The sequence below is a fragment of the Streptomyces sp. NPDC005863 genome (assembly GCF_042871345.1).
Taxonomy (GTDB): Bacteria; Actinomycetota; Actinomycetes; order Streptomycetales; family Streptomycetaceae; genus Streptomyces.
On sequence record NZ_JBIAII010000002.1, the window covers coordinates 918,540 to 931,624 of the forward strand.

Here is a 13,085-nt window from a genome sequence, read left to right on the forward strand (position 1 = left end):
GATGGAACTGCGACTCGACGGGCTCGGTGTCGTCACCGACGGCAGGAGCCTGGTGCGCGATCTGTCGCTGACCGTCGGCAGCGGCCGGGTCGTCGGCCTGGTCGGCCCGAACGGCAGCGGCAAGTCGACCGCCCTGCGCTGCGTGTACCGGGCACTGCGCCCGACGACGGGCACGGTCACGGTCGGCGGGGACGACCTCGCCGGGCTCACCGCGCGCCGCGGCGCCCAGTTGGTGGCCGCGATGACCCAGGACGGCGCCGTCGACCTGGACTTCACCGTGGAGGAGGTCGTCGCGCTCGGCCGGACCCCGCACCAGCGCGGCAACCAGGCCCTCGACCGGCGCGAACGGGAGCTGTGCGCACGGGCGTTGGAACGGCTCGGCATCCGTCATCTGGCCCGGCGCAGCGCCCTCACCCTCTCCGGCGGCGAGCGTCAGCGCGTGCTGCTGGCCCGGGCCCTCGTCCAGGAGCCGGAGATTTTGGTACTCGACGAGCCGACCAACCACCTCGACGTACGCCACCAGGTGGAGGTCCTCTCCCACCTGCGCGGCGCGGGGCTCACCGTCCTCGTCGTCCTGCACGACCTGAACCTCGCGGCGGCGGCCTGCGACCGGCTCGGCGTGCTCTGCCAGGGACGGCTGGTCGCCACCGGGACTCCGGCGGAGGTCCTCACCGAGGAGCTGGTCGCCGATGTGTTCGGCGTCAAGGCCACCGTCGTGCCGCATCCGCTGACGGGCGACCCCCAACTCCTGTATTCGCTCAACTCCTCCGCCTGATCACCTGCCCCCAACTGACCGCCTCCCTCGCCCATCCGAAAGGCCCCCATGTCCTACCCCAGATGCGTCGCGGCCGGATCCGCGCTCACCCTCACCCTGCTCCTCGCCGGCTGCGGCGCAGATGTCGCCCCGGACGGTGCGGCCGGCGCCTCGGACGAGGTCACCGTCAAGCGCTGCGGCGAGCCGGTCCCGTACAAGATCCCCGAACGCGCGGTCGCGTACGAGGGCGGCAGCGCGGACAAGCTGTTCAGCCTCGGTCTGACCGATCACGTCCGCGGCTATGTGATGCCGCCCGCCAATCCGCCGGTGAGCGAGTCGCCTTGGGCGTCGGAGTACGCCAAGGTGGAGAAGCTCAGCGATGACCTGCTCAACAAGGAACTGGTCGTCGAGGCCAGGGCGGACCTCGTCGTGGCGGGCTGGAACTCCGGCTTCAGCGACCAGCGCGGCATCACCCCGAAGATCCTCGACAAGCTCGGCATCCAGAGCTTCCTGCACACGGAGAGCTGCTTCAACTACCCCGGCCACCCTGAGAAGGTCACGCCGTTCAAGGCGCTCTACAGCGACCTGGAGCGGCTCGGCAGGATCTTCCGCGTCGAGAAGCGGGCGCACCGGGTCGTGGACGGCTTGAAGAAGCGGGTGGCGGCCGTCGAGGAGAAGGCGCCGAGGGGCGGCAGGCCGCTGCCGGTCTTCCTCTACGACTCGGGGACCGACCAGCCCTTCACCGCGGGCAGCCAGGTGCCGCCGAACGACATCATCAAGAGCGCGGGCGGCCGCAACATCTTCGACGGCCTCGACGAGCGCTGGACGCAGGTCGGCTGGGAGTCCGTGACCGCGGCACGGCCCGAGGTCGTCATCATCCTGGACTACGGCGACAAGCCCGCGAAGGAGAAGATCGAGTTCCTGAAGAAGTCCCCGCGCACGCGGGACCTGCCCGCCGTCAGGAAGAACCACTTCTTCATCCTCGACTACAACGAGGGCATCAGCGGACCGCGCACCATCGACGGCCTGGAGAAGTTCGGGGCGTACCTGCGGAAGCTGTCGGCGAAGGACTGAGCTCAGCCCGCGAACGCGACGCCCGGCAGGCCACGCCCCGCGTCCGGCACGACCAGGACCGATCCCGCCAACGGGTGCGGCGAGGCGAGGCCGGTGCGGGCCGTGGTGATGTACAGGTCGCGCAGGTCGGGGCCGCCGAAGACACAGGCCGTCGGCCGCCGCACCGGCAGCTCCACGGTCCGGTCGAGCCGGCCGTCGGGGGTGTAGCGGCGGACCGCAGCGCCGTCCCAGAGGGCGACCCACACGCAGCCGTCGGCGTCCACGGTGAGCCCGTCGGGGAAGCCCGCCCCCGGCTCGATGTGCGCGAACGGGAGCCTGTTCAGGGCCTGTTGGCTTTCGCCGTCGAGCACGTCGAGTACGTCGATACGGCGGGTGGGGCTGTCGACGTAGTAGACGAGGCGTCCGTCGGGGCTCCAGCCGGTGCCGTTGCTGACGGCCACATCGCCGAGCAGTTCGGTGACGGTGCCGTCGGGGGGCGACGCGTGTCAGGCTGCCGCCGCCCGGCGTCTCGTCGTAGCGCATCGTGCCCGCCCAGAGCGCGCCGTCGGGCGCGACGGCCGCGTCGTTGCCCCGGCGGCCGGGCACCGGGTCGCGCGCCAGCCAGGTGAAGGGGGCGCCGCCGGGACCGTACAGGCCGATGCCGTCCCGGAGGTTGACCACCAGACCGCCGCCCGCCCGCGGTTTGGCGGCGCCGACGTGCTGTTCGGTGGCCATGACCGTGCGGCGGCCGTCGGCGGGGTCGTAGGTGTGGATCCGGGAGCCGAGGATGTCGACCCAGATGAGGCGGCCGGTGGCGGCGTCCCAGGTGGGCCCCTCCCCGAGGGAGGCCTCCGCGCGCACCGCCACCTCGTACGCACGTCCCGTCACACGCGTCCGCGCCCGCCCCGGCACATCCGCCTGCGCCCGCCCCATCACGCGCCCCGGTGGCCGAGGCGGACGGACAGGTCGCCCGCACCCTTCGCGGCCAGCTCGGCCAGTTCGCTCTCGCGCTCCTCGTTCCAGCGGATCATCGGCACGGAGATGGAGAGCGCCGCCACCACCCGCCCCGCGCCGTCGCGCACCGGCGCCGCCACGCAGCTGACGTCGGGGTTGGACTCCCGGTGCTCGACGGCGACGCCCCGCTCGCGGATCCCGGCGAGCGCGGTCAGGAGCTCGTCGGGGTCGGTGATGCTGTCGGGGGTCATGGCGGTGAACTCCCGCCCCCGGAGGCGCGCTTCGAGCTCCGTCGGGGGCAGCGAGGCGAGCAGCATCTTGCCGACCGAGGTGCAGTGCGCGGGCAGCCTGCGGCCCGCCGCGGAGACCATCCGTACGGCGTGCGTGGAGTCCACCTTGGCGATGTAGATGACGTCGGTGTCCTCCAGGACGGCGACGTGGACGGTCTCGTCGCAGGTCTCGGCGACCTCGCGGGCCACCTGCTGGCCTTCCGCGGCGAGGTCGAGCTGCTCGGCGTACCGGCTGCCGAGCTGGTAGGTGCGCACGCCGAGGCGGTAGCGGCCCGGCTGGTCGGGGAGCTGGACGAGATACGAGCGGGCGGCCAGGGTGGTCAGCAGTTCGTGCACGGTGGTGCGCGGCAACTGGAGCCTGCGGGTGACCTCCGGCGCCGACAGCGTCCCGTCGCCGTCCAGGAAGAGTTCGAGTATGTCCAGCGACCTGGTCACCGCGGGCACCAGTCGTCCCATGAGTTCGGCCTCCCACTTCAAGCGTCCGACGTTGAGCGTCCGAAATCTCGGTCGCCGATCGATATGACGAACACAGGGTAGGCACCGCGCAGTTGACCGCGCAATGGCCTTCTTGACGTCCGACCCATTGACACGTTCCCGCCACCGTGAATACCGTCACGCCAACATTTCGAACGTGTGACGAAATATCGAACAAGTCGAGGGGCAACTGCCTTGCGCATCACGGGAATCAGCACGCATGTGGTCGGGACGCCCTGGCGTAATCTCACCTATGTCCAGGTCCATACCGACGAGGGCCTGACCGGTGTCGGCGAGACCCGCATGCTGGGCCGCACCGACGCCCTCATCGGCTACCTCCGCGAGGCGGCGGCCCACCACATCGAGGGATCCGACCCGTTCGCGGCCGAGGATCTGGTGCGCCGGATGAAGTACGGCGACTACGGCCGGGCCGGCGAGATCGTCATGTCGGGCATCGCCGTCATCGAGATGGCCTGCTGGGACATCAAGGGCAAGGCGCTGGGCGTCCCCGTCTGGCAGCTCATGGGCGGCAAGGTCACCGACCGCGTCAAGGCGTACGCCAACGGCTGGTACACCACGGAGCGCACCCCGGAGGCGTACCACAAGGCGGCCCAGGGGGTCATGGAGCGCGGTTACCGCGCCCTGAAGATCGACCCGTTCGGGACCGGGCACCACGAGTTGGACCACGAACAGAGCCTGTACGCCGTCTCGTTGATCGAGGCGGTGCGGGACGCGATCGGGCCCGACGCCGAGCTGATGCTGGAGATGCACGGCCGGTTCTCGCCCGCCACCGCGATCCGGCTCGCCCGCGACCTCGCGCCGTTCCGGCCCGCCTGGCTGGAGGAGCCGGTGCCGCCGGAGAACCTCAAGGCGCTGGAGAAGGTCGCGGCCAAGGTGGACATGCCGGTGGCCACCGGCGAACGCATCCACGACCGGATCGAGTTCCGCGAACTCTTCGAGAGCCAGGCGGCCGACATCCTGCAGCCCGACGTCGGCCACATCGGCGGCATCTGGGAGACGCGCAAGCTGGCGGCCACGGCCGAGACCCACTACATGCTGGTGGCCCCGCACAACGTCGGCGGTTCGGTGCTGACCGCGGCCTCGCTCCAAGTCGGCTTCACCGCACCGAACTTCAAGATCCTTGAGCACTTCAACGACTTCGCGGACGCCGACATCAAGAAGGTGGTGAAGGGCGCGCCGCAGGTCGACCCGGAGACGGGCTGCTTCCACCTGTCGCACGCGCCGGGCCTCGGCGTCGAGCTCGACACCGACGCGGCGGCCGAATTCCCGCAGCAGCAGGCCCGGTTCGACCTGTGGGCCGAGGGCTGGGAGAAGCGCGCGCCGGGCAGGGCCGCGGGGTGAGCAGCCGCGCGCTCGTCGTCGACCGGCCGGGCGAACACCGGATCGTCACCGGCGACGTCCCGGTGCCGGGGCCCGGCGAGGCCCTGGTCGAGGTCGCCGCCGCCGGGATCTGCATGAGCGACCGCGAGGTGTACGACGGACAGCGCGACAGCGCCTACGTCCGCTACCCGGTGATCCCCGGCCACGAGTGGTCCGGGACCGTGGTGGCCGTCGGCGCCGGCGCCGATCCCGCGCTCGTCGGACGCCGCACGGTCGCCGAGGGGTTCCGGGCGTGCGGTGTCTGCGAGCGGTGCCGGTGCGGCGAGACGAGCCTGTGCACCGGCGGATACGCCGAGACCGGGTTCACCGAGCCCGGCGCCTTCGCCGACCATCTCACCGTGCCCGTACGGCTGTTGCACCCGCTGCCCGACGACGCCGACCTGCGCGCCGCCGCGCTCCTCGAACCGTCCGCCGTGGTCGCGGCGGCCGTGCGCACCGGCAGGCCGCGGCCCGGCGAGCGTGTCGCGGTGGTCGGCGCGGGCACGCTCGGGCTGCTCGCCGTGCAGCTGCTCGCCGCCTCGAACCCGGCCGACCTGACCGTCGTCGACCCGCGGGCCGCCCGCGGCGAGCAGGCCAAGGAGTTCGGGGCGACCCGTGCCCTGTCCCCCGCCGACGCCGAGTCGGAGCACGGCTCCTTCGACCTGGTCGTGGAGACCGCGGGCGCCCCCACCACCGCTGCCGCGTCCTGTCTGCTGGCCCGCAGGGGCGGGCGGGCCGTCCTCACCGGCATGTTCGCGCCGGGTGCGGCCGGCATCGACCCGGTGCACCTCTCGCTCAGCCAGCTGGAGGTGCGGTCCGTGTTCGGGGCGCCGTCCTCGGCGTGGTCGGACGCGGTGCGGGCGTTCACGCTGGGCCTGCTCGATCCCGCGCCGCTGATCACCCACGAATTCCCGCTGGAGCGGTTCGGGGAGGCGATCGCCCTGGTGGGCGGGGGCGACCCGGCGACCGGGAAGGTGCTGCTGCGCCCCTGAGCAGGCCCGGGTGACGCCTCGGGGACGCCCCTCCTCCCGTACACCGCCGGCCCACTGCGCATGCCCTCCTGCCCGAACTTCGTTCGACCCACCGAACATTGGAGTCCCGTGACCCCCTCATCGATCCCCCGGCGCCCCGGCGTCGACGCGCTCGCCCGGATCGGGCACGCCGTGCCCGCCCCCGATCCGGCCGACGCCTCCCCGCACACGTTCCCCGACGGCGGCACCTGGCGCACCGAGATCCCCTCCGTGGAGGGCCCCGAGGCGCTCGGCGTCGTCCTCAAGGAGAGCGCCCGCCTCGACGTGCCCGTCCACCGGATCAGCCAGGGCAGCGGCGTCTGGATGCTCACCGACGTGGAGATCACCGAGATGGTGGAGTCCTGCGCCGAACGCGACATCGAGCTCTGCCTGTTCACAGGACCGCGCGGCACCTGGGACACCGGCGCCTCCACGCGCACCGACTCCGGTGGCGCGGGGCTGCGCGCCCGGGGCCACGACGCGCTCGCCGGATGCGTCGAGGACGCCGTGCGCGCCACCGGGCTCGGCGTGCGGTGTCTGCTCGTCGCGGACGAGGGCGTGCTGTGGGCCCTGCACCGGCTGCGCGTCGCCGGGGTGCTGCCCGCCGCCACCACCCTCAAGCTGTCCGCCCTGACCGGACCGGTCAACCCCGCCTCGTTCGCGGTGTACGAACGGCTCGGCGCCGACTCCCTCAACGTGCCGTCCGATCTGACCCCGGACCACCTCACCGAGATCCGCCGGGTCAGCCGGGCGCCCATGGACATGTACGTGGAGGCACCCGACGACCTCGGCGGCTACGTGCGGATGTACGAGGTCGCCGAGCTGATCCGGCGCGGCGCGCCCCTGTACGTGAAGTTCGGCCTCTCCAAGTCCCCCGGCATCTACCCGTACGGCGCCCATCTGCGCGAGCACGCCCTGGCGACCGCCCGTGAGCGGGTCAGGCGCGGGCGGCTCGCCCTCGATCTGCTCGCCCGGCACGGCGCGGACGGCGGCATGTCCCCGCTCGGTTCGCGGCACCCCGGCGAGCTGTGCCGCTTCCCCGTCCCGGAAGGGGACTGACCATGCGCACCCGACCCCGCCCCCTCACTCGCCCCCGCACGCGAACCCGCCCCGGCACCCGTACGCTCGGTGTCGCCCTGACCGCCGCGCTGCTCACCGTCTCGCTCGCCGCCTGCGGTCAGGAGGCCAAGGGCGGCAGCCGCTACAAGCCGGACACCGCCAAGGGCGGCACGATCGGTCTGGCCATGCCCACCAAGGCCTCGGAGCGCTGGATAGCCGACGGCGAGAACATGGCGAAGCAGTTCCAGAAGGCCGGTTACCGGACCGACCTCCAGTACGGCGACAACAAGGTGGAGAACCAGGTCGCCCAGTTGGAGAACATGATCACCAAGGGGCGCCGGCTCCTGGTGGTGGCCGCGATCGACGGTTCCGCGCTCACCGAGGTGATGCGCCAGGCGCACGACGCCGGGATCCCCGTGATCTCGTACGATCGTCTCATCCTCGGCACGAAGAACGTCGACTACTACGCGTCCTTCGACAACGAGCGCGTGGGCGAGCTGCAGGGCCGCTACATCGTCGACAAGCTCAAGCTCGGCAAGCCCGACGCGGACTCCGACGACTCCTACAGCATCGAGCTGTTCGCGGGCTCGCCCGACGACAACAACACCAAGTACTTCTGGAACGGCGCCCTGCGGGTGCTCCAGCCGTATCTGAGGTCCGGTCAGCTCGTCGTGCGCAGCAAGCAGACGAGGATGAACCAGGCCACCACGCTGCGCTGGGACGGCGGCACCGCGCAGAAGCGCATGGACGACCTGATCAGCAAGAGCTACGGCGACCGGCGGGTGGACGCGGTCCTCTCGCCGTACGACGGCATCTCGATCGGCGTCATCTCCGCGCTGAAGAGCGCCGGTTACGGGACGAAGAGCCAGCCGCTGCCCGTCATCACCGGGCAGGACGCGGAGCTCGCGTCGGTGAAGTCGATCATCCGGGGCGAGCAGACGCAGACCGTCTTCAAGGACACCCGCAAGCTGGCCGCGCAGACGGTGCAGATGGGCGACGCGATGCTGACCGGCAAGAAGGTGCAGGTCAACAACGTCAAGGACTACGACAACGGCACGAAGACGGTACCGGCCTTCCTGCTCAAGCCGGTCAGCATCGACAGGAAGAACACCCGACTCCTCGTCGACGAGGGGTACTTCACGGCTGGGCAGCTCAAGTGAGCCGGGACGAGCGGGAGTCCGGGTCGCTGCTGGAGATGCGCGGGATCACGAAGACGTTTCCCGGCGTGAAGGCGCTCTCCGACGTCCATCTGAGCGTGCGCCCCGGCGAGATCCACGCGATCTGCGGCGAGAACGGCGCGGGCAAGTCGACGCTGATGAAGGTCCTCAGCGGGGTGCACGAGCACGGCAGCTACGACGGCGAGATCCTCTTCGACGGCGAGCGGATGGCCTTCAAGGACATCCGGGCCAGCGAGAAGCGCGGCATCGTGATCATCCATCAGGAGCTGGCGCTCGTACCGTACTTGTCGATCGCGGAGAACATCTTCCTCGGCAACGAACAGTCCACGCGCGGGTTCATCGACTGGAACGACACGCTGCGCCGGGCGAGTGCCCTGCTGAAGCGGGTGGGCCTGAACGAGAAGCCGCAGACGCCGGTCTCCGACATCGGCGTGGGCAAGCAGCAGCTGGTGGAGATCGCCAAGGCCCTGTCGAAGGAGGTGCGGCTGCTCATCCTGGACGAGCCGACGGCCGCGCTCAACGACGAGGACAGCGCGAAACTCCTCGACCTCATCGTGGAGCTGCGCGGCCAGGGCATCGCCTGCATCATCATCTCGCACAAGCTGGGCGAGATCCGGCAGATCACGGACGCGGTGACGATCCTGCGGGACGGTCGGACCATCGAGACCCTGACGGTACGTCAAGAGCCGGGCGGGGCAGCGGATGTTTCCGAGGACCGCATCATCCGGGGCATGGTCGGCCGCGACCTCGACCACCGCTTCCCCGACCGCACCCCGTACGAGGGCGCGGACGCGGGCGAGCTCGCGCTGGCGGTCGAGGGCTGGACGGTGCGGCATCCGGTCGACCACCAGCGCACCGTCGTCGACGACGTCTCGCTGACCGTGCGGCGCGGCGAGATCGTCGGCATCGCCGGGCTGATGGGCGCGGGCCGCACCGAACTCGCCATGTCCGTGTTCGGCCGCTCGTACGGGCAGTACGTCGCCGGGGACGTCGCGGTGAACGGCAGGCCGGTGGTCACCAAGACGGTGCCCGCCGCCGTCGACGCGGGCATCGCGTACGTCACCGAGGACCGCAAGCGCTACGGCCTGAACCTCATCGACAACATCAACCGGAACGTCTCGCTGGCCTCGCTGCCCGGCATGCGCCGGCGCGGCGTCGTCGACGAGCACCACGAGCGCCAAGTCTCCGAGCGTTACCGGAAGTCGATGAACATCAAGGCGCCCACGGTCTTCGAGCAGGTGGGCCGGCTCTCCGGCGGCAACCAGCAGAAGGTCGTCCTGAGCAAGTGGATCCACGCCGATCCCGAGGTCCTGATCCTCGACGAGCCGACGCGCGGCATCGACGTCGGCGCCAAGTACGAGATCTACACCGTCATCGACAGGTTGGCGGCGCAGGGCAAGGCGGTCCTGTTCATCTCCTCCGAGCTGCCCGAGCTGCTCGGGATGTGCGACCGGATCTACACGATGGCCGAGGGCCGCCTGACCGGTGAGGTCACGCGCGCGGAGGCCACCCAGGAAGTTCTGATGCGCCACATGACCCAGACCAGAAGCACCGGGAGCTGAGGCCCGCCATGACCACCACGACCACTCCCCCGCGGGACCCGTCCGCCGGGCCCGCGCCCGCCGCCCCGTCGGCCGGCGCGCTGCTGATCCAGAGCGTGCGCTCCAACATGCGCCAGTACGGCATGCTCATCGCGCTCGCCTTCATCGTCGTGCTGTTCCAGATCTGGACGGACGGCACGCTGCTGCTGCCGAACAACGTCTCCAACCTGATCCAGCAGAACGGCTACATCCTCATTCTGGCCATCGGCATGATGATCGTCATCATCGCGGGCCACATCGACCTGTCCGTCGGCTCGCTGGTCGCCTTCGTCGGCGCCATGTCGGCGGTGATGATGGTCAAACACGACATGCCGTGGGTGCTCGCGCTCGTCCTCTCGCTCCTGATCGGGGCGGTCGCGGGCGCGTGGCAGGGCTTCTTCATCGCGTACGTCGGCATCCCGTCGTTCATCGTGACGCTGGCCGGCATGCTGCTCTTCCGGGGCCTCACCCAGATCGTCCTGGAGGGCCAGTCGCTCGCCCCCTTCCCCGAGGGCTTCCAGAACATCGCCAAGGGTTTCATCCCGGAGATGGGCCCGTACACGCAGTACCACAACCCCACGCTCGTCCTCGGCCTCGCCACCGTCGTCTTCCTGCTGCTGCGTGAATGGCGGGACCGCAAGCGGCAGTTGGCGTTCGATCTGGAGGTACTTCCGGCCGGGCTGTGGGCGGCGAAGTGTGTGGCGATGACGGCCGCGGTGGTCGCCTTCACGCTGACCCTCGCGAGTTTCCACGGCGTCCCGGTCGTCATGCTGATCATGTGCGGGCTGCTGATCGGCCTGGGATACGTGATGCGCAACGCCGTCGTCGGGCGGCACGTGTACGCGCTCGGCGGCAACAAGGCCGCCGCGATGCTCTCGGGCGTCAAGGACAAGCGGGTCACCTTCCTGGTCTTCGTCAACATGGGCGTCCTCGCGGCGCTCGCGGGCTGTGTGTACGCGGCCCGGCTCAACGCGGGCACCCCGCAGGCGGGCCTGAACTTCGAACTGGAGGCCATCGCGGCGTCGTTCATCGGCGGCGCGTCGATGAGCGGCGGCGTCGGCACCGTGATGGGCGCGGTCATCGGCGGCCTGGTCCTCGGTGTCCTCAACAACGGCATGTCGCTCGTCGGCATCGGCACGGACTACCAGCAGGTCATCAAGGGGCTCGTACTGCTCGCCGCGGTCGGCTTCGACGTCTGGAACAAGCGGAAGGTCGGCCGGTAGCAGCGTCAACTCGGGGGCGGGGGAGGGCGCGTGGAGGCGAGGAGTGGGACGCGCCGTACTCATCGGCCGGGCGGCCTGTGACATCAGGAGGGAGCGGGTCCCGGTCCGTACGTCCGGGCGAGCACCGACACCGTCGAGGTCATGGCGTCGCGCAGCTCGGCGGGGGCGACCACCTCGACGTCGACGCCGAGCCGCAGCAGTTCGCCGCACGCGTGGCCGGTGCTCTCGGTCGGGATGACGGCCTCGACCCACCCGGCGTCGCCGACGGGGGCCGCGGTGGCCTCGACGGCCCGCACCACCTCCGGCGGCACATTGTCGGGCAGTCGGCCGCGCCCGCGCGGGGAGAGGCGCACGGTGGCGGTGCCGGTGAATCGGCGCGCCTCGAAGTCGCCGAGGTAGCCGGCCCAGTGGGCGCCGAGGTCGAAGCCGCCGGGCCGGTCGAACCGCTCGTCGCTGAGGGCAGCTTCGAGGATCCGGGTGACCCGGTAGGTGGCGACGCGGGCGGCCCGGACGGGCGACGCCGAGGTGACCGCGGTGGGTCCCTCCCCCGCCGTCGTCGCCGCTGACGCCGCTGACGCCGCTGACGCCGCCACCAGGTACCAGGTGCCGGACTTCAGGACGAGACCGTACGGACCCAGTCGGTACGCCACCTCCTGCGGCACCCGCCAGCGCCGGTACCGCACGTCGACCGCGCGCCGGGTGAGCACCGCGTCGACCAACAGGGGCAGTACGGGGGCGGGTTGGGGCTCCCGGTACCAGCCGGGGGCGTCCAGATGGAACACCTCGGCGGTCCGCGCCGCCTCGTCCCGCAGCCCCGCCGGTAACGCGGCCAGCAGCTTCAGCCGTGCGGCCGCCACCTCGGCCGCGAACCCCAGGTCGGCGGCCGGCCCGGGCAGCCCGGCGAGGAACAGCGCCCGCGCCTCGCCCTCGCTCATCCCGGTGAGCCGGGTGCGGTAGCCGTCGAGCAGCTGGTAGCCCCCGCCGCGCCCGGTCTCCGCGTAGACGGGGACGCCCGACTCCTGGAGCCGCGCCACGTCACGGTAGGCCGTCCGCACGGACACGCCCAGCTCGTCGGCGATGCCGCGCGCGGAGACGCGGCCCCGCGATTGCAGCAGCAGGAGCACGGACAGCAGTCGGCCGGCGGACATGCGCGCATTCTCTCCCGGAACACTGACAGCCCCTGTCACACGGCCCGCCTACGGTCCTCCCATGCGTGACACCGACAACACCGACGACATAGCTGATGCCCGCGGAGCCCATGGCGCCCACCGACCCGCCGTGATCGAACTGCGCCGATACACCCTGCGGTCCGGACGCCGCGACGAGCTCATCGAGTTGTTCGACCGCGAGCTCGTCGAGACGCAGGAAGAGACCGGGATGAGCGTGCTCGGTCAGTTCAGGGACCTCGACGACCCGGACCGCTTCGTCTGGCTGCGCGGCTTCCCGGACATGGCGTCGCGCCGGCGGTCCTTGGCGGCGTTCTACGACGGCCCGGTCTGGGCGGCGCACGGCCCGCGGGCCAACGACACGATGGTGGACTCGGACGACGTGCTGCTGCTGCGGCCGCTCACGGAACGGACCGGCTTCGCAGGCCACCGCCCGGAGCGGCGCGGGGCACCCGGCACCGCGGCGCCGGACCGGTTCGTCGCGGTGACCCTCTGGTCCTTCCCTCCGGGCGTCCAGGACGGCGCCGGCCTGATCCGGGAGGGCCTGCTCCCCCTCCTCCGGGAGACGGGCCCCGCGCCGCTCGCCGCGCTGACCACGGAGACGGCGCCGAACACGTTCCCCCGCCTGCCGGTCCGCGAGGGAGAGAACGTCGTCGCGGTCGTCACGTCCTACCCCGACGAACCCGCACACCACGCCCATGCCAAGGCCCTCGAAGCCCACCCGGGGATGCGGGACGAACTCCTCCCGACCCTGAACCGAACCCAGCACTCCCCACCCCAACTCCTACGCCTGACCCCGACGGGCCGGTCCCTGGTCCGTTGAGACTCGGCACCTTGGTCGTCGCGCCGCGGGCGCGCGTCGTGGCCGTCGCGCGCAGCGAGCGCGGGGGCCGGGAGCGCGGGGTTGACGGACGGCGGGCGCGTGCCGCACGCCTCCGCCGGGCCCCCTCCTCCTTGGCGGGAG

General features: G+C 71.3%; 11 protein-coding genes and 1 pseudogene. 9 read left to right on the top strand and 3 right to left on the bottom strand.

Annotation, left to right across the window (positions count from 1 at the left end):
• Position 1 precedes the first annotated feature (1 nt).
• Both ACFYO9_RS10045 and ACFYO9_RS10050 read left to right on the top strand, forming a co-directional pair.
• Positions 2 to 775: an ABC transporter ATP-binding protein gene (locus tag ACFYO9_RS10045; protein WP_355815902.1), complete on the top strand. Its 774-nt coding sequence runs from the start codon at positions 2 to 4 to the stop codon at positions 773 to 775.
• Between the two features lie 48 nt (positions 776 to 823).
• On the top strand, positions 824 to 1,828 hold the full coding sequence (locus tag ACFYO9_RS10050; RefSeq protein WP_358776892.1) for an ABC transporter substrate-binding protein: 1,005 nt from the start codon (positions 824 to 826) through the stop codon (positions 1,826 to 1,828).
• A 2-nt stretch (positions 1,829 to 1,830) separates the two neighbouring features.
• Here the strand turns inward: ACFYO9_RS10050 and ACFYO9_RS10055 are convergent.
• Positions 1,831 to 2,740: pseudogene (locus tag ACFYO9_RS10055) on the bottom strand (SMP-30/gluconolactonase/LRE family protein).
• Positions 2,740 to 3,507, bottom strand: a complete 768-nt coding sequence (locus ACFYO9_RS10060) for an IclR family transcriptional regulator (protein WP_355815910.1) — start codon at positions 3,505 to 3,507, stop codon at positions 2,740 to 2,742. The pseudogene ACFYO9_RS10055 and the gene ACFYO9_RS10060 overlap by 1 nt, the downstream one beginning before the upstream one ends.
• Positions 3,508 to 3,720: 213 nt before the next feature.
• Between ACFYO9_RS10060 and ACFYO9_RS10065 the strand changes: the two genes are divergently transcribed.
• The 6 genes from ACFYO9_RS10065 to mmsB all read left to right on the top strand — a co-directional run bounded on the left by ACFYO9_RS10065 (position 3,721) and on the right by mmsB (position 10,955).
• Entirely contained in the window at positions 3,721 to 4,887 is a 1,167-nt protein-coding gene (locus ACFYO9_RS10065; RefSeq protein WP_355815913.1) for a mandelate racemase/muconate lactonizing enzyme family protein, read from the top strand.
• On the top strand, positions 4,884 to 5,897 hold the full coding sequence (locus ACFYO9_RS10070) for an alcohol dehydrogenase catalytic domain-containing protein (protein ID WP_358776893.1): 1,014 nt from the start codon (positions 4,884 to 4,886) through the stop codon (positions 5,895 to 5,897). Before ACFYO9_RS10065 ends, ACFYO9_RS10070 begins: the two co-directional genes overlap by 4 nt.
• Positions 5,898 to 6,005: 108 nt before the next feature.
• Positions 6,006 to 6,974 carry a hypothetical protein gene (locus tag ACFYO9_RS10075; protein WP_358776894.1) on the top strand — a complete coding sequence of 323 codons (969 nt, stop codon included), beginning with the start codon at positions 6,006 to 6,008 and terminating at the stop codon, positions 6,972 to 6,974.
• Positions 6,975 to 6,976: 2 nt separating this feature from the next.
• Positions 6,977 to 8,134, top strand: a complete 1,158-nt coding sequence (chvE, locus tag ACFYO9_RS10080; protein WP_358776895.1) for a multiple monosaccharide ABC transporter substrate-binding protein — start codon at positions 6,977 to 6,979, stop codon at positions 8,132 to 8,134.
• Positions 8,135 to 8,169: 35 nt separating this feature from the next.
• Positions 8,170 to 9,714, top strand: a complete 1,545-nt coding sequence (gene mmsA / locus ACFYO9_RS10085; RefSeq protein ID WP_358776971.1) for a multiple monosaccharide ABC transporter ATP-binding protein — start codon at positions 8,170 to 8,172, stop codon at positions 9,712 to 9,714.
• 8 nt (positions 9,715 to 9,722) lie between these two features.
• Positions 9,723 to 10,955 carry a multiple monosaccharide ABC transporter permease gene (gene mmsB, locus ACFYO9_RS10090; RefSeq protein WP_358776896.1) on the top strand — a complete coding sequence of 411 codons (1,233 nt, stop codon included), beginning with the start codon at positions 9,723 to 9,725 and terminating at the stop codon, positions 10,953 to 10,955.
• An 83-nt stretch (positions 10,956 to 11,038) separates the two neighbouring features.
• On the opposite strand, the gene ACFYO9_RS10095 is transcribed toward mmsB, so the two are convergent.
• The gene (locus ACFYO9_RS10095) at positions 11,039 to 12,103 is read right to left on the bottom strand and encodes a WYL domain-containing protein (RefSeq protein WP_358776897.1); all 1,065 of its coding nucleotides are present in this window, start codon (positions 12,101 to 12,103) and stop codon (positions 11,039 to 11,041) included.
• Between the two features lie 61 nt (positions 12,104 to 12,164).
• On the opposite strand from ACFYO9_RS10095, the gene ACFYO9_RS10100 reads away from it, so the two are divergent.
• Positions 12,165 to 12,944 (top strand): NIPSNAP family protein, encoded by a 780-nt coding sequence (locus ACFYO9_RS10100; protein WP_358776898.1) that lies wholly within the window; start codon positions 12,165 to 12,167, stop codon positions 12,942 to 12,944.
• The last annotated feature ends 141 nt before the right edge of the window (positions 12,945 to 13,085 follow it).

Coding starts and splice junctions, on each gene's coding strand:
- ACFYO9_RS10045 (WP_355815902.1), top strand. CDS start 2: ATGGAACTGCGACTCGACGGGCTCGGTGTCGTCACCGACGGCAGGAGC.
- ACFYO9_RS10050 (WP_358776892.1), top strand. CDS start 824: ATGTCCTACCCCAGATGCGTCGCGGCCGGATCCGCGCTCACCCTCACC.
- ACFYO9_RS10060 (WP_355815910.1), bottom strand. CDS start 3,507: ATGGGACGACTGGTGCCCGCGGTGACCAGGTCGCTGGACATACTCGAA.
- chvE (WP_358776895.1), top strand. CDS start 6,977: ATGCGCACCCGACCCCGCCCCCTCACTCGCCCCCGCACGCGAACCCGC.
- mmsA (WP_358776971.1), top strand. CDS start 8,170: ATGCGCGGGATCACGAAGACGTTTCCCGGCGTGAAGGCGCTCTCCGAC.
- mmsB (WP_358776896.1), top strand. CDS start 9,723: ATGACCACCACGACCACTCCCCCGCGGGACCCGTCCGCCGGGCCCGCG.
- ACFYO9_RS10095 (WP_358776897.1), bottom strand. CDS start 12,103: ATGTCCGCCGGCCGACTGCTGTCCGTGCTCCTGCTGCTGCAATCGCGG.
- ACFYO9_RS10100 (WP_358776898.1), top strand. CDS start 12,165: ATGCGTGACACCGACAACACCGACGACATAGCTGATGCCCGCGGAGCC.